Genomic DNA, 23881 nt, shown 5'->3' on the forward strand with positions numbered 1-23881 from the left:
CGATCGGCCCTTCTCTTTCACGGTGTGTCAGGTCCAGTCCGGGTGGCCGGGCATGGGCGGGTTCTCGGTGCTGTAGAGCCAGTCCTCCAGGAAGGGCCGCAGGGTCGGGTCGTCGGTGACCTCGACGGCATGGTCGATGAAGTCCTGGGTGTCGGCGTTGCCGCCGCGGTGCTTCACGAGCCAGGACGTGATGACGGCGTCGAAGTCCGCCTGGCCGATCTGCTGCCGGAGCGCGTACAGGGTGACGGCGGCGCCGTCGTAGATGTTGAAGCCGCCGAGCGCGGTGGGGAGCCCGGGCGGACCGTCCGTTGTGCGGACGGCGTCGAGCTTGGCGTACGCCGTCCGCATCTTCTCCTCCATCGAGGAGAAGCCCTGCTGGTCGGCCCAGAGCGCGGCGTAGTACACCGCCGGGCCCTCGTTCAGCCAGGCGCTCTGCCAGGTGGTCGGGGTCACGGAGTCGCCGAACCACTGATGGGTCAGCTCGTGGATCATCACGTTGGTGTACGTCCGTGAGGTGGCGGCGTTCTTGAACCAGCCCGGCCCGAACAGGGAGAGCGTCTGGTTCTCCAGGGCGTCGCCGTAGCCGTCGCGGACGATCTGCATCCCGTAGGTGGAGAACGGGAAGCGGACGCCGAGGGTCTGTTCCAGCCACTCGATCTGTTCGCCGGTCTGCTCCACGATCGGCTGGTACGTGGCGACCTGGTCGGCGGGGACGTAGTGGCGCAGCCTGATGCCGTGCGGCCCTTCTCCGGTCAGCATGGTCTGCCGCGCCACGGAGATGCCGAGGAGCTCCGGCGCCATGCGCGAGCCGAGGACGAAGTCCCAGGTGGTCTTCTGGTCGGCGACGGCCCGGGAGCCGATGAGGGTGCCGTTGGCGGCCGGCGTCCAGCCGTCCGGGGCGGTGAGGTGGAAGGACCAGGTCGCCTTGTCCCTGGTGGTGTCGTTGACCGGCGCGAAGGTGTCGGCGCGGGACGCCTGGGCGGCGGAGACGAAGCCGCCGTCGCTCATGTACCGCCAGCCGGGCGCACCGACCGGCTTCGTCTTCCCGTTGCCGTGGTAGGCGACGGTGACCACGAAGGGCAGGTCGTCGTGGAGGGCGCGGGCGGGGGTGACCGTGAGCTCCTGGCCGCTCTTGCCGAGCGAGACGGCCCAGGTGGCCGCCTTGCCGTTCACCGTCACCTCGTCGACGGCGAGCGAGTCGATGTCGAGGTTGAAGGAGGACAGGTCCTGGGTCGCGGTCGCGTAGATCTTCATCACGCCGCCGAAGTCGTACGTGACGGGGGTGAAGTCGAAGGAGAGGTCGTAGTGGAGGACGTCGTAGCCGCCGTTGCCGAGCGTCGGGAACAGCGGGTCGCCCGCGCCGTCCGCACCGGGCTTCGGATCGAACGCGTCCTGGGCCCGCGCGCCGGGTGCGGCACAGAGGGTGAGGGCGACGAAAGCGGTGGCCGTGAGGACGGCCGTGCGCAGGGTGCGGGTCACTTGGCGGTCTCCTTCGTGCTCTGCTGGGCCGCTTCCTCGAACTCGGCGCGTGCCTTCTCGCCGCCCTTGGCCAGCCAGTCCTTGACGAGGGCGTCGTAGTCCTTCATGGACTTGCGTCCGGCGATGATGTCCTTCAGGCCGTCGCCCTTGAGGGTGCCGAGGCTGCCGCTGCCCTCGGAGTCCCAGGTCGGGGACGTGAAGTCGAGGTGGTCGGCGCGCACCAGTTTGGGGATGAGCCGCGTGTACGCCTGGTGGGCGTGGGTCACGGCGTCCTTGTTCGTGGCGGAGAAGAGCGCCGGGGTGCCGGAGGAGAGCTTCCCCCAGGGGACGCCGACCTCCAGCGAACCGCGCGCGGTGAGGACGGGGTTGCCGCGGGCGTCGCGGGTGTGGTCGGTGCCCTCCACCCCGAAGTTGATGAGGGTGTACTCCTCGGTGCCGAACGGCGCGGCGATGAAGTCGAGCAGGCGCAGGATCGCCTCGACCCGCTCCTTGGGCGCCTTCTTGATGTACGTCTGGCTGAGGGTGGTGTTGTCGGACCAGGCCACGGCCGTGGGGCCGAACGGCACCATCGGCCGGACGTCGAAACTCTTGTCGACGGCGGCCATGGATTCGACGTAGCCGGTGGAGGGCGCCAGGTAGGGCGGCATGCCGTCGTAGACGTACGCGCCCTTGCCGTTCTTGAACAGGTCCGTGTACTGCGCCTTCTGGGCTCCGCTCATCTGGAGCGTGCCGGGGTAGTAGCAGCCTGCCTTGTACAGCTCGGCGGCCGTCTCGACCGCGTGGCGGTACGCGTCGGTCTCCAGGTCCGCGGTGAACTTGCCGGTCTTCTTGTCCATGGCCCACTGGTAGGGCGCGCCGGCCGACATCGCGAGCAGGTTGGTGACGCCCGCGACGATGGCGTACCGCTTCTCCTTGGGGCGCGTCAGCTCCTTGCACACCTCCAGGAAGCGGTCGAGGCTCGATAGGGCGTCGAGGCTCTCCACTCCGACCTCGCGGAACAGGTCGTGCCGGTAGAAGCCCGCGCCCGAGGTTCCGTAGCGGGTGATGGGGACGCCGTACAGCTTGTCCCCGTACAGGCACTCCTGCCAGGCGCCGGCCGGGATCGCGGCGAGGTTGGGGTAGGTCCTGACGTGGTCGCCGGAGAGGAAGGGGGTGAGGTCGGCGCACTGGGACGCGAAGAAGGCGGCCTTGTGGGCGACACCGCCCGTCTCCGGGTACATGAAGAGGTCGGCGAGATCGCCGCTCGCGACCATCGTGGAGAACTTGGTGCCGTAGTCGTCGGCCGGCACCGCGGTGATGTCGACCTGTCCGCCGAGCCGCTTCTCGATGGCCTGCCAGGCGGCGTTCTGCGCGCGGCCGGGCGCCGGGGGTACGAAGGTCTCCGTCATGGCCTTGATGGGTTGGACACCCTTCAACGGGGTGCCCCGGACGGAGCGGACCGGGGACTTGGGGTAGCTGAAGTAGGCGTGCGGGACACCGGTGGTGGTACCCGCCAGGTCGGCCGTGACGGAGTTCGCGGCGACCGTACGGGGAAGGGCGCCGCGGCTCTTCGCGACGGCTTTCCCCGCGGTGCCGCCGCCCTCGCCGCACGCGGAGAGGAGGGGCGCGGCGGCCAGTCCCAGGCCGAGGCCGAGGGAGGCGCGCAGGAGGGTCCTGCGGTCGAGCGACGCGGATCTACGGGCGAACGGCACGAGCGACTCCTTGGGGCGAGGGGTGATGGGTGTGTCGTGCGGGGAGGCGAGCGGGGCTCAGCCCTTGATGGCTCCGGTCAGCACCCCCTTGGTGAAGTAGCGCTGGAGGAAGGGGTACACGCAGAGGATCGGGACGACGGCGATCACCAGCACGGCCATCTGGACGGCCTGTTGAGGGGCGACGGACTCGCCGACCGAGGCGCCTTCCAGGGACTGGCCCTGCAGGACGAAGGTGCGGAGCACCATCGCCAGGGGCCACTTCTCCGCGTCGTTGAGGTAGAGCATCGCGTTGAAGAAGGCGTTCCAGTACGTCACCGCGTAGAAGAGGCCGATGACGGCGAGGACGGCCTTCGAGAGCGGCAGAACGATGCGGACCAGGGTGCGGAAGTCCCCCGCGCCGTCGACCTTGGCGGCGTCGTACAGCTCCTCGGGCAGGTTCATGAAGAAGGAGCGCAGGACGACGAGGTTGAAGGCGCTGACCATGGTCGGCAGGACAAGGGCGGCCAAGGTGTTGTAGAGGCCGAGCTCCTTGACGGTGAGGAACTTGGGGATGATGCCCGGGTCGAAGAGCATGGTGAACAGGGCGGTCATCAGGATGAATCGCGAGCCGACCACTTCGCGGCGGGAGAGTCCGTAGGCCATGCCGATGGTGGCCAGCAGGCTGCACGCCGTACCGACGAGCGTGACGACGAGACTGGTGAGGAGTGCGCGGGTGACGACCCCGCCGCTGAGGACCGTGCGGTACGCCTCCAGGGTGGGGTGGTCGGGCCACAGGACCAGGCCCGGGCTCCTGATGATGTCCGTCTGCGAGGCGAAGCTCGTACCGATCACCCCCAGCAGCGGGTAGGCGACCGCCGACACGACCAGGACCAGCACCACCCCCTTGAGGAGGAGGCCGAGGCGGGTGGGCTTCTCCATCCACGGGGGCCGTCCGCCGGAGGCCGCCGACGAGGCGGAAGCCGGGCCCGCCGTCCGGACGGGCGCCCTGTCGCCATTCGAGGCGCTGCCGGCCGTGGGCTCCTGCCTGGTCTTCTGTGAGTCAGCGGTCAGCACCTCGGTACACCCCTTCGTGGCCGAGCCGGTGCGCGAACTTGTTCGCGCCGAGGACGAGGACGGTGCCGATGACCGCCTTGACGAGACCGACGGCGGCCGAGGTGCCCCAGTCGTTGTCCTTGATGCCGTGGAAGTAGACGTAGGTGTCGAGGACTTCACCGGCACCGGGGCCGACCGCGTCGCGCTGGAGCAGGATCTGCTCGAAGCCGACGGAGAGGATCTGACCGAGGTTGAGGATGAGCAGCAGGATGATGACCGGTGATATGCCCGGCAGGGTGACGTGCCAGAGCCGGCGGAGCCGGCCCGCGCCGTCGATCGCGGATGCCTCGTAGAGGCCGCGGTCGATGTTGAGCAGGGCGGCGAGGATGATGATGGTGCCCCATCCCGCGTCCTTCCACATCACCTGAAGGGCGAGCAGCCAGGGGAAGGCGCCGGGATCGGTCGTCATGTCGTAGCGGGGCAGGCCGAGTTGGCCGAGAAGGTCCGGGACGACGCCCGCGCCGCCCAGGATCTGCTGGAAGATCGAGACGATGATGACCCAGCCGATGAAATGCGGCAGGTAGACGACGTTCTGCACGAACCGCCGGACCTTGTCGCTCACGATGCTGTTGAGCAACAGCGCGAGTCCGACCGGCACGGGGAAGAAGAACACCAGTTGCACGAGGGCGATCTTCAGGGTGTTGCCGGTGGCCGACCAGAACGCCGGATCGGCGAAGGCGGAGGAGAAGTTGGCGAAGCCGACCCATGCGCTCTGCGTGTAGCCCAGGTACGGCTGGTAGTCCTGGAACGCCACAACGTAGCCGAGCAGCGGCACGTAGTGGAACACCACGAAGTACAGCAGTCCCGGCAGGGTCAGCAGCAGCATCACCTTGTCCCGCTTGAGCCGTTGCCGCAGGGAGAGACGGTGCACGGCGAGGGGTGGAGAGGGCGTTGTGTCTGCCATGAGGCGGCAACGTAGTAACCGCTTACCCCGGGCGTCAAGGGATCCGACCCACGCCGATGTGGCTTGATGCCGCCTGACGCGGCCTGCCGATGAGAGCCGCCTGCTTGACGCTCCCTCGCGCAGTCCTTAGCGTTCGGTCACCTCATAGAACACGCTTACTGTCCGGAGGCAGGGTGCGAACCACTGATGAGGCGCCGGTACCCACCGGCCCCCTCGACGCCACACCGCCCCCGAGGCGGCCCCGTACGGTCCTGGCGATGGATGTCGCGTTCCTCGACGACGTCTTCCCGCCGGCCGTCCGCGCCCGCCTCGAGGAGATCGCGAACATCCAACCCCCCTACCTCCTCAAGGAATTCACCAGCCGTCGGGCTGTCGCCGCCCTCGCCGAATGCGAGGTGCTGCTGACCGGCTGGGGCTGTCCCCGCATCGACGCCACGGTCCTCGACCGGGCGCCGCGCCTCGAAGCGGTGATCCACTCGGCCGGCACCGTGAAGACGTTCCTCGATCGCGCGGCGTACGAGCGGGGGATCACGGTCTCCTCCGCGGCCGCGGCCAACGCCGTGCCGGTCGCCGAGTTCACGCTCGCCGCGATCATCCTGGGCGCCAAGCGCGCCTTCCCGCTCGCCCAGCTCTACCGCGACCGCCGCTCGCACCGCACCGCCTCCGACCTCGACCGGTTCCGCTGGCTCGGCACGCACGGCATCACCGTGGGTGTGGTCGGCGCGTCGCGCATCGGGCGCCGCGTCATCCAGCTGCTGCGCTCCATCGACGCCGAGATCCTGCTGTACGACCCGTACGTCGACGCGGCGGAGGCCGAGCGGCTCGGTACGACCCTCACCGACCTCGACACCCTCGTCGCCACCAGCGACGTCGTCACCCTGCACGCACCCGCCACGGACGCGACCCGGCATCTGCTCGACGCGCGGCGCCTGGACCTGATGCGGCCCGGCACGCTCCTGGTCAACACCGCGCGGGGCCCGCTCGTCGACACCGAGGCCCTCACCGCCCATGTGGCCGAGGGGCGCATCGACGTCGTCCTCGACGTGACCGACCCGGAACCCCTGCCCGTCGACCATCCGCTGTGGGAGCTGCCCAACGCCTTCCTCACCCCGCACCTGGCCGGCGCGCAGGGCAACGAGGTGGGCAGCCTCGGGGCGCTCGCCGTCGACGAACTGGCCCGCTTCGCGCGCGGGGTCCCGCTCAACCACCCCGTACTCCTCGAAGACCTGGAGCGCATCGCATGAACGGGCCCACGGGAACGACTCCGGGCACCACCCCAGGCGCCGGTCCCGGTGTCGGCGGGCAGCGGCGGGCGACCGTCGTCGACGTGGCCCGTCACGCGGGGGTGTCGACGGCGACGGTCTCCCGCGTGATGAACCAGAACTACCCGGTCGCCACGGCCACCCGCGAGCGCGTCGAGGCGGCCATGCGGGAACTCGGCTATGTGGTCAACGCCCACGCGCGGGCGCTGGCCGGAGCCTCGGGCCGTACGGTCGGCATCATCGTCAACGACGTGGTCGACCCCTTCTACGCCTACATCGCCCGGGGCGTCGAACGCGAGGCGACCGCCGGGGACCGGCTGTGCCTGGTCTGCTGCACCCAGGGCGACCCACAGCGCGAGCTCGCCTTCATCGAGCTCATGCTCGAGCGCCGCGCCGACGCGGTGGTACTCGTCGGCGGCAGCTACGCCGACCGGGCCTACCAGTCCGAACTGGCCCGCAGGGCACACGAGCTGGACGCGGGCGGCGCGAAGCTCGTGCTGTGCGGACGGCCTTCCCTGGGCGAGAACGACCCCACGGTGGGCGTCGAGTACGACAACGAGGGCGGCGCCTTCGCCATCACCGACCACCTCGTCGCCCAGGGGCACGAGCGCATCCTGTATCTCGGTGGGCCCGTCGGCCTCTCCACCACCATCGACCGGCTCGCCGGCCATCGCCGCGCCCTGGAACTGCGGGGCGTCGAGCACGCCCCGGAGCTGGAGCAACCGGGTGCGTTCAGCCGGTCCTTCGGCTACCGCCGGATGACCGAACTCCTCAGAGAGGGCCTGGACTTCACCGCCGTCTTCGCCGCCAACGACATCGTGGCGGCGGGCGCGCTGCAGGCCATGGAGGAGGCGGGGGTACGGGTGCCCCAGGACGTCTCCCTGGTCGGCTACGACGACGTACCCGTGGCCCAGGAGATGCGGCCCCGGCTCACGACGGTGCGGGTGCCCCTGGAGGAGATGGGCCGTCAGGCCGTACGCGTCGCCCTCAACGGCGGCGACGAAGACGACTGGCGCGCACCGACCACGGGCCGGCTGCGTCTGGGGACGCACATCGTGGTGCGCGACTCCGTGGCCGCGCCACGCCGGTGACATAGAAACAGGTAGTAACTCCCCGGGACCCCTTGCAACTTCATAGCAAGCGCTTACATGCTGGCGCCGCATCACCGCACCATCAGCAGCAGCACACCACCGCCTCCCTGCCCCAGGAGCCCGCGATGCGCCCCTCCTCCCCGCCCCCGTCCCCCTCCCGCCGTACGTTCCTCGGCGCGGCCGCGCTCACGGGCGCCGCTCTCACGCTCGGTACCGGAGGCCCTGCCTACGCGGCCGGCGGCTGCTCCGTCACCGCTGTCGGCCGACCGACCGCCGAGGCCGAGCGCCTGCGCCTCGGGCAGGCACTGCGGGCGAGCGAGTTCCAGCCCACCGGTCGGTACCTGCCCGCAGGTCGCGAACTCCGCGTGCAGGTACGGCCGTACGACGGGCTCGTGCCGACTCTCTGGATCGGCCAGTGGGACTACTACCACGCCACTCTCAAGGCGCCCCGCTCCTACCCGCTCTACCCCGGCACCCACACCGTCGTCGACCCGTACGGCGGCCCGGTCTACCTCACGCTCGCCGGCGACGGCGAGCGCGCGGGCGTCCGCCTCGTCTCCGGTGCGACGCCCATGCCGGTGTTCCGCCTCGGCCACACGCGGGAAGCGGAGTTCCAGCACGCGCTCGACGCGCTCACCGACGTACCCGTGGTCGAACTCCACGGCCCCCGCTCGATCATGACGCTGACCAGGGAAGGCGCCCTGCTCCACCGCGACCAGGACCACGCGGCGCTCCTCCGCCTCCTGGAGACGATCATCGACGCCGAGGCGGCCGTCAGCGGTCTCGACGGATCGAAGCCGGTTCACCGGCGCCAGGCCGGGCGCTTCCACTTCACCGAGGTGTCGGTGGTCCCCTCGGGCGTCGGCGCCTATGCCACCCACGGCTACAACGGCTTCCCGCGCGCCTACCTCGACCGCGCGATCACCGTCGAGGGGCTCCGCACGCGCGGCTGGGGCCTCTACCACGAACTCGGCCACCTCCATCAGCAGATGGCGTACAAGCCCGCCGGCCTCACCGAGGTCACGGTGAACATCTACTCCCTCGCCGTGCAGCGCGCCCTCGGCCAGACCTCGAACCTCCTCACCGTGAACCCCACCACCGGCCTGAACCACTTCCAGTCCGCCCTCGCCAAATTCGGTACGGCGGGCCTCAGCTACGAGAAGTCCTTCGGCGCGTACGAGAAGCTCGTGCCGCTGCGGCAGCTGGAGCTCGCGTTCGGGGCCGACTTCTGGCCGCGGATGCACCGGCTGGTCCGGGAGGAGAACCCCCAGTCGGACCCCTCGGAGACCGCCAAGAGGTACCGGAACCTCGCCGTCTACGCCAGCCGTGTCGCCGGCCACGACCTCACCGACTTCTTCGCGCACACCTGGGCGTTCCCCCTCGACGCCGAGGCCCGGGCGGCCCTCGCCGCCCTCCAGCTGCCCACCCCGGCCGTGGACCCGGCCACCCTGACGGACTGAACCGAAGGGCCACGCGATCATCATGGATCTCACCAGACGCCAGACCCTCGCCCTCTCCCTCGCCGGAGCCGCAGGCGCCGTCGGAGCCCTCGCGGCCTCGACCGTACTCACGCTCCCCGGCCCGGCCGCGCACGCGGCCGAACCCACGGCGGCGGACGACCCCTTCGAGCCGTGGCTCGCCCGTGCCGAACAGCAGCTCACGGGCGGCCCGTTCGACCCCGCCGACCCCGACTTCGCGGCGGCGCTCGGCGCCCTGGACGCTCAGGCCACCGCCTGGCTGCGGGCCCTGGACACCTCGACGGGCCGGGTCGCGCTGTGGCCCGACCTGTCCCCCGCCTCCAGCCCGGACAAGTTCGGCCAGAGCTACCCCCGGCTGCGTACGATCGCACTCGCCTGGGCCACGCCCGGAACCTCCCTCACCGCACGCGCCGACGTCCTCGACACCCTGGTCACGAGCCTGCGCTTCCTCCACACGGTCGGCTACCACCCGAACCGCACCGAGTCGGGCAACTGGTGGTTCTGGGAGATCGGTTCGCCCCGCGCGCTGATGGACACCTGCGTCCTGCTGCGCGCGCGCCTTCCGGCCGAGGACCTCGCCGCGTACCTCGCCACCGTCGCCCGGTTCGTCCCGAACCCCGACCGGCGCACCAACATCCCGACGCTCGCCGAGACCGGGGCCAACCGCGCCGACAAGGCGCTCATCGTCGCCCTGCGCGGTCTGCTCGCCCGGGACGGGGCCGTGGTCGCGCTCGCCCGCGACGGGCTGTCCGACGTCCGCGACGGCGGGCGCAACAGCCTCTTCGCCCATGTCACCTCGGGCGACGGCTTCTACGCCGACGGCTCGTTCGTCCAGCACGGCTCCGTCGCCTACACCGGGACCTACGGTTCCGTCCTCCTGGGCGGCGCGGGCCAGCTGATCGCCCTGCTCGCCGGGTCCGGGTGGGCCGTGAGCGACCCGCGCGTCGACGTGCTGTACGAGGCGGTGGACCGGTCCTTCACGCCCGTTCTCTTCGACGGTCTGATGATGGACGCCGTTCGTGGCCGCGCCGTCTCCCGGGAGCGCGCCCGGGACCATCAGGACGGCGCGACCACCGTGAGCCACATCGTCCAGTTGGCCGCCGGCGCCCCGGAGCCGTACGCCGCGCGGTGGCGCTCCGTCGCCCGGGGCTGGATCGAGCGCAACCGTGAGACTCCGTACGTCGGCCTCGTGGGCATACCCGCCTTGGCGCGCGCCAAGGCGCTGCTGACGGATCCGGAGGTGCGGCCCGCGGAGCGGCTGACCGGGCACCATGTCTTCGCGGACATGGACCGGGTGGTCCACCGGCGGCCCGGCTGGGCGTTGGCGCTGGCCCTGTCGTCGCGGCGGATCGCCGCTTACGAGGCGGGCAACGGCGAGAACCTGCACGCCTGGTACACCGGCGACGGCATGACGTACCTGTACGACGGGGACGACCTCGACGCCTTCGGCGACGCCTTCTGGCCCACGGTCGATCCCTACCGGCTGCCGGGAACGACGGTGGACACCCGGCCGCGCGCGGACATCGGCACCGGCGGCGGGACGGGCACCTTCCGGCCCGCCAACACGGTCGCGGGCGGCGCCGCGCTCGGCGGCCGCTACGGGGCCGCGGCGATGGAGCTGATCGCGGACGGCAGCTCCCTGCGCGCCAAGAAGGCGTGGTTCTTCCTCGACAACGCGGTCGTGGCGCTCGGCGCGGACATCACGGCGAGCGACGGGCGCACGGTCGAGACGATCGTCGAGAACCGCAACCTGCACGCCGACGGCGTCCCGGACCTGCGGGTCGACGGGCGGCGACAGCCCCGGGATCAGGGCTGGTCCGCGGCCCTCGCGGGCGCGGGCTGGGCCCATCTCGAGGGGGTCGGCGGCTACGTCTTCCCCGACCACCCCGGCCGGGAGGCCACCTCGGTGGTGCGCGCGCTGCGCGAGGAGCGCACGGGAAGCTGGCGGTCGCTGAACATCGGCGCGGACACCGGAGGGAGCACGACTCCGGTCACCCGCCGCTACGCCACTCTCTGGTTCGACCACGGCGTCTCCCCGACGGCCGCCTCGTACGCCTACGTCCTGCTCCCGGGAGCGTCGGCCGTGGCCACCGGCGTCTGGCACCACGCGCGTCCGGTGCGCGTCCTGGCCAACGACGCGACCGTGCAGGCGATCGAGGCGCGCAGGGACGGCCTGCTCGCCGCGCACTTCTGGCAGCCCGGTTCCGTCGCCGGGCTCACCTCCTCCGGCCCTGCCACGATCCTGGTGCGCCGTCACCGGGACGGCGTCTCCGTCTCGGTCGCCGACCCGGGCCGTACGGCCGAGACCCTGACCGTGGAGCTTCCCTGCTCGGTCCGCCGGGTCGTGCGCGCCGACGACTCCGTCACGGTCGTCCCCGGCCGGCGTCCCGTCCTGACGGTGCGGGTCGGCGGCTCCCGGGGCCACAGCCACACCGCCGAGCTCTCCTGAGAGGAGACCCCGCAGCCATGCCCGCACCCGACCCCGCACCGCATCTGCGCCTGCCGCCCACCGACCGCGTCCGCTCCCCGCTGACGGGCTGGACCCGGGCGCACTGGGAGGCCCTCGCCGACCGGCAGCTGGACGCTGTGCTCCCGTACGCGACACCGGGCTTCGCGCAGTACCGGCTGCCGGGACGGGCCAGTTGGTCGGGGGTGGTCCTGGACGGCCTCGAAGGGTACGCACGGACATTCCTGCTGGCCTCCTTCCGGATCGCGGGCGCGGGCGGGCACGGTGGCGGCGACGTCTCTCCCCACCTGATCGAAAGGTATACGGAGGGTCTGACAACGGGCACGGACCGTGACAGCGCCGAGGCCTGGCCGGTCCTCACGGACTGCTCCCAGCAGATGGTGGAGGCCGCGTCGATCGCGATCGGTCTGCACGAGACGCGCCCCTGGATCTGGGACCGGCTGGACGTCCGGGTCCAGGAGCGGGTCGTCGACTGGCTGTCGGGCTTCGTCTCCGCCCGCACCTGGGACAACAACTGGCGGCTGTTCCAGGTCGTGTCGGAGCAGTTCCTCGCCTCGGTGGGTGCTCCGTACAGCCGGAGCGACATCGACGACGGCCTCGACCGCATCGAGGACTGGTACGTCGGCGACGGCTGGTACACCGACGGCGACGGACGGAACTTCGACTACTACAACGGCTGGGCCATGCATCTGTACCCGCTGATGTGGGCCCGTATCGCCGGGCCGGACGGCGACGGCGGCGGACGCGCCGCCGTCTACCGCGACCGCCTGGCGCAGTTCCTGGCCACGTACCCGCAGTTCTTCGGCGCGGACGGCGCGCCCGTCCACCAGGGACGCTCGCTGGCGTACCGCTTCGCGACGACCGCGCCCGTCTGGATGGGGGCGCTCGCCGACTGCACCCCGCTCGCCCCGGGCCTGACCAGACGGCTGGCATCGGGCGTGGCCCGGCACTTCGTGGAGCGCGGCGCTCCGGACCGGCGGGGGCTCCTGCCGCTGGGCTGGTACGACACGTTCCTGCCGGCGACCCAGCCGTACTCCGGGCCCGCGTCGCCGTACTGGGCGAGCAAGGGGTTCCTGGGGCTGCTCCTCCCGGCCGACCACCCGGTGTGGACGGAACGCGAACTACCCCTGCCCGTCGAGCGGTCCGTGCAGTACACGACGTTGCCGGCCCCCGGCTGGCTGCTGCACGGCACCCCGCACGACGGCATCGTCCGGCTGGTCAACCACGGCAGCGACCACAATCCGCCCGAGGGCCCCGCCACGGACGACCCGCACTACGCCAAGCTCGCCTACTCCACGGCCACCGCGCCCGAGTCCGCGCCGCACGCCTGGGCCCGCACCACGGACAGCCACCTGGCGCTCCTCGCCCCCGACGGCACCCCGTCACGCCGACTGCGCATCCACCCCCTCACCTGCGAGGGCCGCCGCGCCTCCTCCCGCCACGACGCCCACGTCCCGGGCCGCGAGGAACCGTTCCCTGTCGAGTCGACGAGCGTGCTGCACGGCCCCTGGGAGCTGCGCGTGCACCGCGTACGGGCTCCCGCGGGCATCGCGGTCCGCGAGGGCGGATACGCGGTCGCGGACGGCACACGCCCCGAGTCCGCGCGGGGCCCCGGCTGGGCCCTGACCCGCACGGAGAGCGGCCTGACCAGCGTGATGGTGGGTCTCTACGGGTGGGACGAGGAGACCGCGATCGCGGAGGAGGTGGAGTCCAACGCCTTCGGCCCGTACTCGGCGACTCCCGTCCTGCGCGGGAGGACCGGTACGTCCGAAGGCCCGAGCGTCCACGTCTCCCTGGTGGGGCTGACCCGCGACTCCGTCCATCCGGAAGCCCTCCGTACGACGATCACGTGCGCGGTCCGGGACGACGGCACTGTGGAGGTCACGTTCCCGGAGGGCGAGACGCTGACGATCTGAGGGGTTGGATCTCCTGGACGCTCCACCGTCACCTTCGTCAACACCGGCGACGACGAAGGTCACGGCTCTGGGCCGTTCGGGGTGCCGACCATGGAAGGGAGGCACGGTGCGGTGCCTCGTGCCCTCTCGCGGCGGGCGCCGCGTCGCGCCGCCGCCCCCTTCGCGCCTGAAGGACGTCCATGCTGAGGATCCTGTACCTGGTGGGGGTCTCCTCCTTCGCCGTCAGCGGCGTGCTCGCCGCCCACCGCGCCCGCCTCGACCCCTTCGGCGGCCTCGTGCTCGCTCTCGCCGCCTCGGTCTCGGGCGGGACGCTGCGCGATCTGATCCTGGACCGGCACCCGCTCTACTGGACGCACGACTGGGTGCTGCTCGCCGTCATCGGCACGGTCGCCGTCACGACGATGATCTATCTGCGCCACTGGGAGGTGCCGCACCGCGCGCTGATGATCGTCGACGCGATCGGGCTCGCGGTGGTGACCGTCATCGGGGCCAAGGCCGCGGTGGACGCGCACGTGACTCCCCTCGCGGTGATCATCCTTGCGGTGCTGACGGGCGTCACCGGTGAAGTCGTCCGTGACGTGCTGTGCGGACAGTCCCCTCCGCTTCTGCTCCGCGAGGAGGTGTACGCGACCGCCGCACTGGCGGGGGCCGTCTGTTACCTCGTACTGGAATCGACCGGAGCAGGGGCCACGACGACCACGTTGACGGCTGCCGCGCTCGTGTTCGTCCTGCGCCTGGCGGCGATCTTCCGGGGACTGAACCTGCCGACGTTGCGGCCGGCCGTCAGGGACGCCGATGCCGATCGTTGATCGTTGATCGCTCGAACGTCCCTGCGGCCCGGTCAGTCGGTCGGTCGGTCAGACGGTCAGTCGGTCAGTCGGTCAGTCGGTCAGTCGGTCAGTCGGTCAGGGCATGTCCACGAGGACGCGGCCGTCGGTGGGAACGCGGGCGGCGGCGCCGTTGGCGTAGGCGGACTCCACCCGGGCCCGCTCCGTCGCGTTCGGGACCGCGTTCGTGCACGCCGTGCCGGCGCTCGAACCGGACATGAGCTGCGAGCACGGGCCCGGTTTGGTGTCGGGGAGGCCCAGGCTGTGGCCGAGTTCGTGGGCGGCGATGCGGGTCTTGTCGTAGCCCTGGGTCACGGCCTGGCTGCCGAGTTCGACACGGACCTGCCGACCCGGACGGACCGGGCCGAGGGTGGCCTGGGGCCAGCCGCTGGTGGCGACGATCACGATCTCGGCCCGGGTGCCCGGCGCGGCCTCGACCAGCTCGACGTTGGCGACGCTCGCGTTCCAGGAGGCGACTCCGGCCGCGATGGCGGCCTCCCAGCCACCGGCCCGACTGTCGTCGTAGCGAAGGGTCACCACGGCCGACGCGCTCGGCGCCGACGGCTCGGGCGCGGACAAGGAGGTGGGCGCTGCGTAGGCAGCGGTGGTCGTGGCGAGGATGACCGACGCGGTCACCGTGCCCGCCTTCAGCCATGTGCAGAGCGGCATTGCTTCTCCTTCACTCGTGGGGGCTCGGTACCTGGCGGGACCGAGAGTGCGGGAAGAGCTGCTCCGGACGGTCGGCGCTCCGGGGCCATTCGACGTCATGCCCCCGAGCCGTGGTCGCCATGCACCTGTCATTCACTTCGCTCGCGTCCACCGCTTGCCGTGCGCCCGCGACGGTCGCATAGTCCGAGGTATGGACGCGCGCGAGGTGGCGCTCCAACAGGCGTACGCGCATGCGGTCCGGTGGCTGGCGAGTCTGCCCGACCGCGAGGTGCCCGCCCGTGCCTCGGTCGACGAGATCGTGCGCGCGCTCGGCGACGAACTGCCCGCCGGCGCCAGCCCGCCCGCCGAGGTCGTCGACCTGCTGGCCACGGCCTGCGAGCCCGGGCTCACCGCGTTCCCCAGCGGACGCTTCTACGGCTTCGTGGTCGGCGGCACCGAGCCCGCCGCCCTCGCCGCCGACTGGCTGGTCAGCGCCTGGGACCAGAACTGTGTGATGCGTACGGTGACGCCCGCGTACACGGCGGTGGAGGAGATCGCCGGTGCCTGGCTGCTCGATCTGCTCGGCCTGCCGGGCGACAGCTCCGTCGGCTTCACCACGGGCGCCACGATGGCGAACTTCACGTGCCTCGCCGCCGGTCGGGACGCGGTACTGCGGGACGCCGGCTGGAACGTCGCCCGCGACGGCCTCGCGGGTGGCCCTGCCGTACGGGTCGTCGCCGGCGAGTCCCGGCACATGGCCATCGATCTGGCTCTGCGCTATCTCGGGCTCGGAAAGCCCGAGTTGGTGCGGGCCGACGGTCAAGGACGCCTTGAGCCCGACGCGTTGCGGCGGGCGCTGGGCGATGGCAGGCAGCAGGGTCCTTCCCCCACGATCGTCGTCCTCCAGGCCGGTGACATCCATTCCGGCGCCTTCGACCCCTTCGCGGAGTGCGTCGGCATCGCGCGCGAGGCGGGCGCCTGGGTGCATGTCGACGGCGCGTTCGGGCTGTGGGCGGCCGCCTCACCGCGGTACGCCCACCTGACGGCGGGCTGCGCGGACGCGGACTCCTGGGCGACGGACGCCCACAAGACGCTGAACGTCCCGTACGACTGCGGACTCGCGATCGTGCGCGATCCCTCGGCGCTCCGGGCGGCGATGGGCGAGCAGGGCGACTACCTCATCCAGCACGAGCACGGCGACCCCATCGACAAGGTTCCCGAACTGTCGCGGCGCGGCCGGGCGTTCACCGTGTGGGCAGCGTTCAGGTCCCTGGGCCGGTCGGGGGTGGCCGACCTCGTCGAACGGCTGTGCCGTCACGCCTCCGCGTTTGCGGCCGGCATCGCCGACATCGACGGCGCCACGGTGCTCAACGAGGTCGCGTTCACGCAGGTCTGCGCCGAGTTCGGCGGCGACGCCCGTACGGACCGGGTCCTGGCCCGGCTGCTCGACGACGGCACGGCGTGGATCAGCGGCTCCACCTGGCACGGCCGACGCGTCATGCGCATCTCGGTGAGCAACTGGTCGACCACCGACGAGGACGTACGGCGCACGCTGGAAGCGATCCGGCGTGCGGCCGCCGCCGACTGACCGACGCCGACCGACCACCGCACCCGGAGGGTCAGGCCTCGGGCACATCGCGGCGCAGGAGGTCCTCGAAGGTCTCGCGGCGGACCACCTTGCGGGCCTGGCCGTCCCGGACGAAGACGACCGGTGGGCGGCGGGCGCCGTTGTAGTTGTTGGAGAGCGAGTAGCAGTAGGCGCCCGTGACCGGGACGGCGATGACGTCGCCCGCCGCGGGGGCCGGCAGGTGGACGCCGCGGATGAGGGTGTCGCCCGACTCGCAGTGCCGGCCGACGAGGTCGCACGGTTCCCCGCCGCCCACCCGCGAGGCGACGGCGGCCTCGAATCGCTGACCGTAGAGCATGGGTTCGAGGTTGTCCGCCATGCCTCCGTCGACGGCGACCAGCGTACGCTCGCCCGGCTTCACCGTGACCACGCGGTACAGGGTCGTCGCGGCCTCGGCCACGAGGGAGCGGCCCGGCTCGATGACGAGACGGGCGCCGGCCGGGAGGTGCTTGCGGGCGCTGTCGGTCAGGGTGCGGACGTACTCCTCGACGGTCGGGGGGCGGTCGTCGTAGGTGTAGCGGACGCCCAGGCCGCCGCCGAGGTCGTACACCGCGTGCTCGCCGAGCTCGTCGAGCCGGGCCAGCGCTTCGACGGCGCGCTGGAACGGCTCGGTGTCGAGCAGCTGCGAGCCCACGTGGACGTGCAGTCCGTCGAGGCGGAGCCGGTCGCTCGCGCGCAGCCGTTCGGCGGCGCGCACCGCGTCGGGGACGGAGAGGCCGAACTTCGAACCGCGCTGTCCGGTCGCCATCGCCTCGTGCGTGTCCGCGTCGACCTCGGGGATGACCCGCAGCAGGACCCGCTGCCCGCTGTCGCCGACGAGGCGTTCCAGGCGGTCGATGTCGTGGAAGTTGTCCACGACGATCGTCCCGGCGCCGGCCTCCACCGCCATCGCCAGTTCCTCGTCGGTCTTGGCGTTGCCGTGCACGACGAGCTGCGCGGGGTCGACGCCGGCCGCGAGCGCCGCGACGAGTTCACCGCCGCCGGCCACGTCGACCCCGAGGCCCTCCTCGACGAGGGTGCGGACCACGGCCGTACAGGGGAAGGACTTCGAGGCGAAGACGGCTTGGCTGTTCGGCCAATGCTCGGCGAGCGCCCGCACGTACTGGCGCGCCCGCGCGCGCAGCGCGTTCTCGTCGACCACGACGGCCGGGGTGCCGAACTCATCCGCGAGGTCGCTCGCGCGGCACCCGCCGATCACCAGGTGACCCTCTTCATCCAGGTGGGAGCCCTGCGGGAAGAGGGAGACGAGGTCGGCGGCGGAGGCGGGCGAGGGTGCGGGCACGTTCATCAGCGAGGGTTCCCATCGTCGTCGGCGGTACGGTGCACGGCTATCCTGGCAGCCGCCGAGGAGGCCCGAGATGGCCGATCAGCCCATGAAACGAGGTCTGCGTTGTCCGAGCCGACAATGATGGCCGCCGCGGAGGCGGCCGGGGAGACGGGCACGCTGAGAGGGCTCGTGGACGGCTTCGGCCACGCCCCCGCGCGGGCCCTCGTGGCGCCCGCCGGTCTCGACGTCCCGGTGCGGGGCACCGTGATCCACGACGCCGAGGAGGACCTGGTGCCCTCGCCGGGCGCCCTGCTCCTCCTGGTCGGCGTCAACGTCCTGGACATCCGTGCCTCCGGGCTGCTGCGCCGTGCGGCGGACCGGGGCTTCGCCGGAGTCGTGGTGAAGCAGCGCGGCCGGGACGTGTCGGCGCTCGTCGAGGAGGCGCGGTCCTGCGGCATCGCCGTCCTCGCCGTGGCCGACGACACGTCGTGGCGGGATGCCGACGCCGCCCTGAGCGCCCTGCTCGCGGCGCACGGCAGCGGGGTCCCGACCGGTTCCGCCCCGGCCGGCGGCGAGGAGCTCTTCGCGCTCGCCGACGACCTCGCGGCCGTCGTCGGCGGCTCGGTGGCGATCGAGGACCTGGACCAGAACATCGTCGCGTACTCGAAGGTCGCCGGGGCCCGCATCGACGCCGTACGCGAACGGGGCATCCTCCAGCGCCGCGTACCGGACGTGCCGGAGCAGCGGCGGCAGTACCGGCAGGTGCTCGCGGCCTCGGGAGCGGTCCGATTCCCCGCCATGGGCGAGGAGTTGCCCCGGGCGGCCGTGGCGATCCGGGCGGGGACCCTGCCGCTGGGCACCCTGTGGGCGATCGAGCCGGAGGAAGGGCTGACCGCGACCGCCGAGAAGGCGCTGGTGGAGGCGGCCAGGCTCGCCGCGCCGCACCTGCTGCGCGCGCTCAATCTCCCGGAGGCGGAGCGGCGCATGCGGCGAGACACCCTGCGGGCCGTCCTGAACAACTCCGGCCCCTCGGCCGAGGAGGCGGCGGAGCTGCTGGGGCTGCGCCCCGGCGGGGAGTTCTGCCTGGCCGCCTTCGCCCCGCCCGCCGGGCCGGACCGGGTCCCGGTGGACGGTCCCCGGGGCGCCGTCGAGTCCGCGCTCCTGACGCACATCGAGCTGGTGCTCGTGCGGCACTGCGCCGCTCATCGCGCGGAGGCCACCGTCGCGGCCACGGCCGGCGCCGTCTATGTCCTGCTGCCGGCCACGGGGCCCGGCGCCGGCCGGCGCTTCGCCGATGCCGCGCTCGCCACCGTCCGGCGGGCGGTCGGGGACGGTGTGTGCGCGGCGGTGACACGGCCGTACGCCGACCTCGGCAACCCGGCCGTGCTGCGCCGTGAGGCGGACGGCGTCCTGCGCGCCGTCGCGCAGAACGGTCCGAACGGCCCGAACCGTCCGGCCGCCACGGCCGAGGACGTACGGCACCAGATCCTGCTCGACCGGTTGGGGGACGAGCTCGAACGCGACCCCTGGCTGCGCCTCTCCGCCGTGGACGACCTCGTGGCCCACGACGAGACCCAGGGCACGGAGTACGCGCGCACGGCCACGGCCTGGCTCGACGCCGTGGGCGACGTCGCGTCCGCCGCGGCACGGCTGCAGGTGCATCCGAACACCTTGCGCCACCGGCTGCGGCGGATTCGCGAACTCTTCCGCATCGATCTCGACGACCCCGATGTGCGGCTGGTCGCCTGGATCGAACTCAGGCGTGCGGCGGAGCGGGCTCGTTCCGACCGGCCGGCGGCGGGCCCTCGTCGGCGTCCGTAGCCACGGCGCCGTCCGCTCCGGAACGGGGCGCGGGCACGGGCGCGTCCGCTCCGGGGCGCAGCCGCGCATGCCGGCGCCCGAAGCCGAGGTAGAGGCCCGCCGCGAGGAGCAGCCAGAAGCCGAACAACGTCCAGGTGAGCCCGGGCAGCAGCCACGCCAGGTACAGGCACGACACCGCGGAGAGGACGGGGACGACGGGGTAGAACGGCACCCGGAACGGGCGCGGGGCGTCCGGGGCGATCCGGCGGAGCACGACGAGGGCGCCGGCGACGGCGATGAAGGCGATCAGCGTGCCCAGGCTCGTCAGGTCCGCGAGGTGCTGGAGCGGGACGAACGCGGCGAGCAGCCCGACCCCCGCGCCGACGATCCAGGTGTTGCCGACCGGGGTGTGCCGCTTGCGGTCGACGCGGCGGAAGATCTCCGGTACGAGCCCGTCGCGCGCCATCGAGAAGAGGATGCGGGTCTGGCCGAACAGCGTCACGAGCACGACGCTGAAGATGGAGACGACGGCTCCGGCGGAGAGCAGCAGGGCCGGCCATCCGGCGCCGGTCACGTCACGCAGGATCTCGGCAAGGACGGCCTGGCCGGCGTCCGCCTGCTTCCCGAACTCGCCCGCCGGCTGGGCGCCGACACCCGCGACGGCGACCGCTATGTAGAGGGCGGTGACGGTGAGCAGGGTGAAGAGCAGCGCGAGAGGGATGGAGCGGTGCGGATTACGCACCTCCTCACCGGCGGTGGAGACGGTGTCGAAGCCGATGAAGGAGAAGAAGACGCCCGAGGCGGCGACGGCCACGCCGCCCATGCCGTGCGGTGCGAAGTCGGAGAAGTGGTCGCTGTCGAACGCGGTCAGCGCGACGGCGACGAAGAAGACCAGCACCCCGATCTTGACGCAGACCATGACCGCGTTGACGACGGCGGACTCCCGCGTGCCCCGGGCCAGGAGCAGGGAGCACAGCAGGACCACGACGAGGGCCGGGATGTTGACGTAGCCCCCGGCGCCCGGCGGCTGGCTGATGGCGTCCGGAAGCGTGAAGCCGAAGAGGCTGCTCGTGACCTCGTTGAGGTACTGGCCCCAGCTGACCGCCACGGTGGAGACGGCGACGCCGTATTCGAGGACCAGGCAGGAGGCGACGAGATACGCGGCGCCCTCGCCGAGGGAGGCGTACGCGTACGAGTACGTGCTGCCCGCGACGGGGACGGCGCCGGCCAGTTCGACGTAGCAGAGCGCGCCGAGCCCGGCCACCACCGCGGCGAGGGCGAACGACAGGATCACGCCGGGGCCTGCCTTGGGCACGGCGGTGCCGAGGACGAAGAAGATCCCCGTGCCGACGACCGAGCTGATCCCGAGCAGGGTGAGCTGCCACAGCCCCATGCTGCGCCGCAGTGGAGGCCCGGCGGTCGCGGACTCTGTCGCGGAGCCTGCCTCCGCGATCATCAGGTCGAGCGGCTTGCGCCGCGTCAACTCCCTGGCCAGTGAGCCCATGGCGTCTCCTTCGGATCCCTGTGCACCCGCTCGTCCGCGGGTTCCGTGTGAGCCTGAGGCCAGGGCTCACCTGGAACAACGGGGAGGAGGCGCGTTCACGGACCGTCGGATTGGCCGATTCGACAAAGACAGGCGAAGGCAGAGTGCGCCAACCGGAGGCGGGCCCCGGCGCGTCGGCGGCTACGGCAGGGCGGCGCCGCGGGCGGAGATCCACAGGGCGTACCACTCGTCGTGGCTGAGGGCCGGCTCGGCCGTCGCGGCGTCGCGGCAGGCACGGATGCGCCCCGGGTTGGTCGTGCCGATGACGGGGGCGATACGGGCCGGGTGGCGCCGCAGCCACCAGAGGACGATGGTCTCCGGCGTGGTGCCCTTGGCGGCGGCGAGCGAGGAGACGAGGTCGGCCGTGGCCGACTCCTGCGGGGTCTGCTGGGCCCCGGCGTAGCGCCCCTGCGCCAGCGCGCCCCAGGCCTGGAGCGTGATGCCGTGGGTCAGGCAGTGCTCGACGGTGCCGGCGGGGAATCCGTTGGCGGCGGACTCGGGGGTGTTGACGAGGACGCCGTCCTCCAGCCAGGCGCGTCGGTGGAGGCTCATCTCCAGCTGGTTGGCCACGAGCGGCAGATCCAGGTGGGCCTGGAGCCGGGCGATCTGCGCGGAGTTCATGTTCGAGACGCCGAACCGGCGGACGAGCCCCTGCCGATGAAGGGAGGTCAGGGCGTCGCCGATGTCGGCGGGGTCCGCCAGCGGGTCGGGGCGGTGCAGGAGGAGGACGTCGAGGACGTCGGTGCGCAGCCGCTCCAGGCTCTCCTCGACCCGGTGGACGATGGAGGTGCCCCTCAGGTCGTACGTCCCGGGCCGGTCCCCTTCGGCCAGCCGGATACCGCACTTGGTCTGCAGGGTGATCCGCTCGCGCAGCCCGGTCGAGCGGGCCAGGACCTCACCGAAGACGGCTTCCGACTTCCCGTGCCGGTAGATGTCGGCGTGGTCGAAGGCGGTGATGCCGCTGTCGAGGGCCGCCTCGACGGCGGCCTCCGCGGCGTCGATGTCGGCGGCCGTGTGGGGGCTCGTGTCCCAGCTTCCGCCCAGGCCCATGCAGCCCAGGAGGAGTCGGTGGTCGGTGGTCTCGGTCTTCTCCGGCGTCGTCACCGGGGCACTTTCGCACAGGCGGCGAGCAGCCGCGCGGCCATTACGCCGCGTCCGCCTCCGGCTCCTTCGCCGGGCCGCGTCGACGGGCCCGTACGAACCGCACCAGGCGGGTGATGACGTAGCCGAGGAGCCACGGCAGCACCGTGATGCCGCCGACGTACACGAGCAGGTAGCCGAGGAGGTCGTCCAGGGCCGGCGGCGGGTCGAGGCCGCCGTCCACCCGTCTCGGCCGCTCCCACTTGCCCAGGGGGAAGATCATGAGGATCGCCGAGGTCAGCACCGGAATCAGCGGGACGAGGACCGACCAGAGCCGGGGCCGGCGGCCGGGCGCCGAGGCGCACCACACCCCCAGCGAGACCATGGCGAACGGCCCGAACAGCACCCACAGGAGTGTCGGGAGCATGAGCAGCGCCCACCAGTCGTCCGAGTGCCCGAACATCATCGGCGTCGCCCCCCTGCTTCGCCCACCCCTCACCCAGCAGGGTCAACCTACCGTCGGCGGGCCCCCACGGCATCCGCGTTTCGGCCGCGTAGATGTCAATCTACGCAGAGCTGACAGATCGCCACGAAAGGAAGCCTCATGCCGTCCCGACTCAACCCGTACCTCACGTTCGACGGAGACGCCCGGCAGGCCATGGAGTTCTACAAGGAGGTGTTCGGCGGCACCCTGGCGCTGAACACCTACGGCGAGTTCGGCGAGAAGGAGGCCGGGGACGCCGCCGACAAGATCATGCACGGCATGCTGGAGACCGACAGCGGCTTCACGCTCATGGCCGGTGACGTCGCCCCGGGCATGGAGTTCCGGCCCGGGAACACCATCTCCGTGAGTGTGAGCGGGGAGGACGACGGCGAGCTGCGCGGGTACTGGGCCAAGCTCTCCGGCGACGGCACGGTCGCCGTCCCGCTGGAGATGCAGATGTGGGGTGATGTCTTCGGCATGTGCATCGACCGCTACGGCATCACCTGGCTCGTCAACATCAGCGGCAAGCAGTCCTGACCCTGCGCCAGGCGCCCGGTGAGGGGTGGTGAGTCACGTCTCACCGTGGCGGCCGGGCTTGCCTATGCAACGAGTTGCATAGAAGGATTCCTCCGTGGCGATCGAGCACGCGATTCTTGTCTCCCTGCTGGAGAAGCCGGGTTCCGGTTACGAACTGGCCCGGCGTTTCGAGCGGTCCATCGGGTACTTCTGGACCGCCAGCCATCAACAGATCTACCGCGTCCTCAAGCGGATGGAGAGCGACGGCTGGATCGACGTCCGGGACGTGCCGCAGCAGGGCCGTCCGGACAAGAAGGAGTACTCCGTCGCCGGTCCGGGACGGGCGGCCCTGTCCACCTGGCTGCACGAGCCCATCGAGCCCGAGAGCGTCCGGCACGACCTCGCCGTGAAGATCCGCGGCGCGGCGTTCGACGACCCCGCCGCGCTGATCAGCGAGGTGGAGCGGCACCGGCAGGCGCACACCGAACGCCTCGCCCACTACCTCGCGGGCGAGGAGCGGGACTTCACGGGAACGGGACCCGGGGCGTCCGACGACCCGGGCGATGCGGGCAGGGAGCTCCAGCACGTCGTGCTGCGCGGCGGCATCGCGTACGAGCGGATGACGCTCGCCTGGCTCGACGACGTCCTCGCCACGCTCCACCGGCTCGATTCCGCACGCTGAACCACCACCCCTCATCCCTCACCGCAC

General features: G+C 71.8%; 19 protein-coding genes. 10 read left to right on the plus strand and 9 right to left on the minus strand.

Going from position 1 to position 23881, the window contains the following annotated elements:
• Window positions 1-27 precede the first annotated feature (27 nt).
• The 4 genes from AB0F56_RS16315 to AB0F56_RS16330 form a co-directional block, all read right to left on the minus strand.
• Complete coding sequence (locus tag AB0F56_RS16315; protein ID WP_362009376.1) at window positions 28-1479, minus strand: M1 family metallopeptidase; 1452 nt, start codon at window positions 1477-1479, stop codon at window positions 28-30.
• Window positions 1476-3170 (minus strand): extracellular solute-binding protein, encoded by a 1695-nt coding sequence (locus AB0F56_RS16320; protein WP_362009379.1) that lies wholly within the window; start codon window positions 3168-3170, stop codon window positions 1476-1478. The genes AB0F56_RS16315 and AB0F56_RS16320 overlap by 4 nt, the downstream gene beginning before the upstream one ends.
• A 57-nt stretch (window positions 3171-3227) precedes the next feature.
• On the minus strand, window positions 3228-4088 hold the full coding sequence (locus AB0F56_RS16325; protein WP_362009382.1) for a carbohydrate ABC transporter permease: 861 nt from the start codon (window positions 4086-4088) through the stop codon (window positions 3228-3230).
• 121 nt (window positions 4089-4209) lie between these two features.
• The gene (locus AB0F56_RS16330; RefSeq protein ID WP_362009384.1) at window positions 4210-5166 is read right to left on the minus strand and encodes an ABC transporter permease subunit; all 957 of its coding nucleotides are present in this window, start codon (window positions 5164-5166) and stop codon (window positions 4210-4212) included.
• Between the two features lie 173 nt (window positions 5167-5339).
• Here AB0F56_RS16330 and AB0F56_RS16335 point away from each other — a divergent pair, with 173 nt between their 5' ends.
• From AB0F56_RS16335 to AB0F56_RS16360, 6 genes are all read left to right on the plus strand, one after another.
• On the plus strand, window positions 5340-6410 hold the full coding sequence (locus tag AB0F56_RS16335) for a hydroxyacid dehydrogenase (RefSeq protein ID WP_362009387.1): 1071 nt from the start codon (window positions 5340-5342) through the stop codon (window positions 6408-6410).
• Window positions 6407-7519 carry a LacI family DNA-binding transcriptional regulator gene (locus tag AB0F56_RS16340; RefSeq protein WP_362009390.1) on the plus strand — a complete coding sequence of 371 codons (1113 nt, stop codon included), beginning with the start codon at window positions 6407-6409 and terminating at the stop codon, window positions 7517-7519. Before AB0F56_RS16335 ends, AB0F56_RS16340 begins: the two co-directional genes overlap by 4 nt.
• A 125-nt stretch (window positions 7520-7644) precedes the next feature.
• Window positions 7645-8979: a M60 family metallopeptidase gene (locus AB0F56_RS16345; protein ID WP_362009393.1), complete on the plus strand. Its 1335-nt coding sequence runs from the start codon at window positions 7645-7647 to the stop codon at window positions 8977-8979.
• 22 nt (window positions 8980-9001) lie between these two features.
• The gene (locus tag AB0F56_RS16350; RefSeq protein WP_362009396.1) at window positions 9002-11446 is read left to right on the plus strand and encodes a polysaccharide lyase 8 family protein; all 2445 of its coding nucleotides are present in this window, start codon (window positions 9002-9004) and stop codon (window positions 11444-11446) included.
• 17 nt (window positions 11447-11463) lie between these two features.
• Entirely contained in the window at window positions 11464-13380 is a 1917-nt protein-coding gene (locus AB0F56_RS16355; RefSeq protein WP_362009399.1) for a DUF2264 domain-containing protein, read from the plus strand.
• 179 nt (window positions 13381-13559) lie between these two features.
• A complete protein-coding gene (locus AB0F56_RS16360; protein ID WP_362009401.1) occupies window positions 13560-14189 on the plus strand; it encodes a trimeric intracellular cation channel family protein in 630 nt (209 codons plus the stop codon).
• A 96-nt stretch (window positions 14190-14285) separates the two neighbouring features.
• Here AB0F56_RS16360 and AB0F56_RS16365 read toward each other — a convergent pair whose 3' ends face one another.
• Window positions 14286-14876, minus strand: a complete 591-nt coding sequence (locus tag AB0F56_RS16365) for a snapalysin family zinc-dependent metalloprotease (RefSeq protein WP_362009404.1) — start codon at window positions 14874-14876, stop codon at window positions 14286-14288.
• A gap of 190 nt (window positions 14877-15066) precedes the next feature.
• On the opposite strand from AB0F56_RS16365, the gene AB0F56_RS16370 reads away from it, so the two are divergent.
• Window positions 15067-16443 carry a pyridoxal-dependent decarboxylase gene (locus AB0F56_RS16370; RefSeq protein WP_362009406.1) on the plus strand — a complete coding sequence of 459 codons (1377 nt, stop codon included), beginning with the start codon at window positions 15067-15069 and terminating at the stop codon, window positions 16441-16443.
• A gap of 31 nt (window positions 16444-16474) precedes the next feature.
• Here AB0F56_RS16370 and lysA read toward each other — a convergent pair whose 3' ends face one another.
• Window positions 16475-17770 carry a diaminopimelate decarboxylase gene (gene lysA / locus AB0F56_RS16375; protein WP_362009409.1) on the minus strand — a complete coding sequence of 432 codons (1296 nt, stop codon included), beginning with the start codon at window positions 17768-17770 and terminating at the stop codon, window positions 16475-16477.
• Window positions 17771-17872: 102 nt separating this feature from the next.
• Between lysA and AB0F56_RS16380 the strand changes: the two genes are divergently transcribed.
• Window positions 17873-19570 (plus strand): helix-turn-helix domain-containing protein, encoded by a 1698-nt coding sequence (locus AB0F56_RS16380; protein WP_362009411.1) that lies wholly within the window; start codon window positions 17873-17875, stop codon window positions 19568-19570.
• Here the strand turns inward: AB0F56_RS16380 and AB0F56_RS16385 are convergent.
• The 3 genes from AB0F56_RS16385 to AB0F56_RS16395 all read right to left on the minus strand — a co-directional run bounded on the left by AB0F56_RS16385 (window position 19506) and on the right by AB0F56_RS16395 (window position 22638).
• Window positions 19506-21053: an amino acid permease gene (locus AB0F56_RS16385; RefSeq protein ID WP_362009414.1), complete on the minus strand. Its 1548-nt coding sequence runs from the start codon at window positions 21051-21053 to the stop codon at window positions 19506-19508. The two genes, AB0F56_RS16380 and AB0F56_RS16385, sit on opposite strands and share 65 nt — an antisense overlap.
• Window positions 21054-21233: 180 nt before the next feature.
• A complete protein-coding gene (locus AB0F56_RS16390) occupies window positions 21234-22196 on the minus strand; it encodes an aldo/keto reductase (protein ID WP_362009417.1) in 963 nt (320 codons plus the stop codon).
• A 40-nt stretch (window positions 22197-22236) separates the two neighbouring features.
• Window positions 22237-22638, minus strand: a complete 402-nt coding sequence (locus AB0F56_RS16395; RefSeq protein WP_362009418.1) for a hypothetical protein — start codon at window positions 22636-22638, stop codon at window positions 22237-22239.
• A gap of 138 nt (window positions 22639-22776) precedes the next feature.
• On the opposite strand from AB0F56_RS16395, the gene AB0F56_RS16400 reads away from it, so the two are divergent.
• Window positions 22777-23193 (plus strand): VOC family protein, encoded by a 417-nt coding sequence (locus tag AB0F56_RS16400; protein ID WP_362009420.1) that lies wholly within the window; start codon window positions 22777-22779, stop codon window positions 23191-23193.
• Window positions 23194-23287: 94 nt separating this feature from the next.
• A complete protein-coding gene (locus tag AB0F56_RS16405) occupies window positions 23288-23854 on the plus strand; it encodes a PadR family transcriptional regulator (RefSeq protein WP_362009423.1) in 567 nt (188 codons plus the stop codon).
• Window positions 23855-23881 lie beyond the last annotated feature (27 nt).

Source organism: Streptomyces sp. NPDC026092 (assembly GCF_040638605.1).
Lineage (GTDB): Bacteria > Actinomycetota > Actinomycetes > Streptomycetales > Streptomycetaceae > Streptomyces.

Bases quoted from the DNA above. Each gene is read 5' to 3' on its own strand.
- AB0F56_RS16325 (WP_362009382.1), bottom strand. From the start codon at position 4,088: ATGGAGAAGCCCACCCGCCTCGGCCTCCTCCTCAAGGGGGTGGTGCTG.
- AB0F56_RS16330 (WP_362009384.1), bottom strand. From the start codon at position 5,166: ATGGCAGACACAACGCCCTCTCCACCCCTCGCCGTGCACCGTCTCTCC.
- AB0F56_RS16340 (WP_362009390.1), top strand. From the start codon at position 6,407: ATGAACGGGCCCACGGGAACGACTCCGGGCACCACCCCAGGCGCCGGT.
- AB0F56_RS16345 (WP_362009393.1), top strand. From the start codon at position 7,645: ATGCGCCCCTCCTCCCCGCCCCCGTCCCCCTCCCGCCGTACGTTCCTC.
- AB0F56_RS16350 (WP_362009396.1), top strand. From the start codon at position 9,002: ATGGATCTCACCAGACGCCAGACCCTCGCCCTCTCCCTCGCCGGAGCC.
- AB0F56_RS16355 (WP_362009399.1), top strand. From the start codon at position 11,464: ATGCCCGCACCCGACCCCGCACCGCATCTGCGCCTGCCGCCCACCGAC.
- AB0F56_RS16360 (WP_362009401.1), top strand. From the start codon at position 13,560: ATGCTGAGGATCCTGTACCTGGTGGGGGTCTCCTCCTTCGCCGTCAGC.
- AB0F56_RS16365 (WP_362009404.1), bottom strand. From the start codon at position 14,876: ATGCCGCTCTGCACATGGCTGAAGGCGGGCACGGTGACCGCGTCGGTC.
- AB0F56_RS16370 (WP_362009406.1), top strand. From the start codon at position 15,067: ATGGACGCGCGCGAGGTGGCGCTCCAACAGGCGTACGCGCATGCGGTC.
- lysA (WP_362009409.1), bottom strand. From the start codon at position 17,770: ATGAACGTGCCCGCACCCTCGCCCGCCTCCGCCGCCGACCTCGTCTCC.
- AB0F56_RS16385 (WP_362009414.1), bottom strand. From the start codon at position 21,053: ATGGGCTCACTGGCCAGGGAGTTGACGCGGCGCAAGCCGCTCGACCTG.
- AB0F56_RS16395 (WP_362009418.1), bottom strand. From the start codon at position 22,638: ATGATGTTCGGGCACTCGGACGACTGGTGGGCGCTGCTCATGCTCCCG.
- AB0F56_RS16400 (WP_362009420.1), top strand. From the start codon at position 22,777: ATGCCGTCCCGACTCAACCCGTACCTCACGTTCGACGGAGACGCCCGG.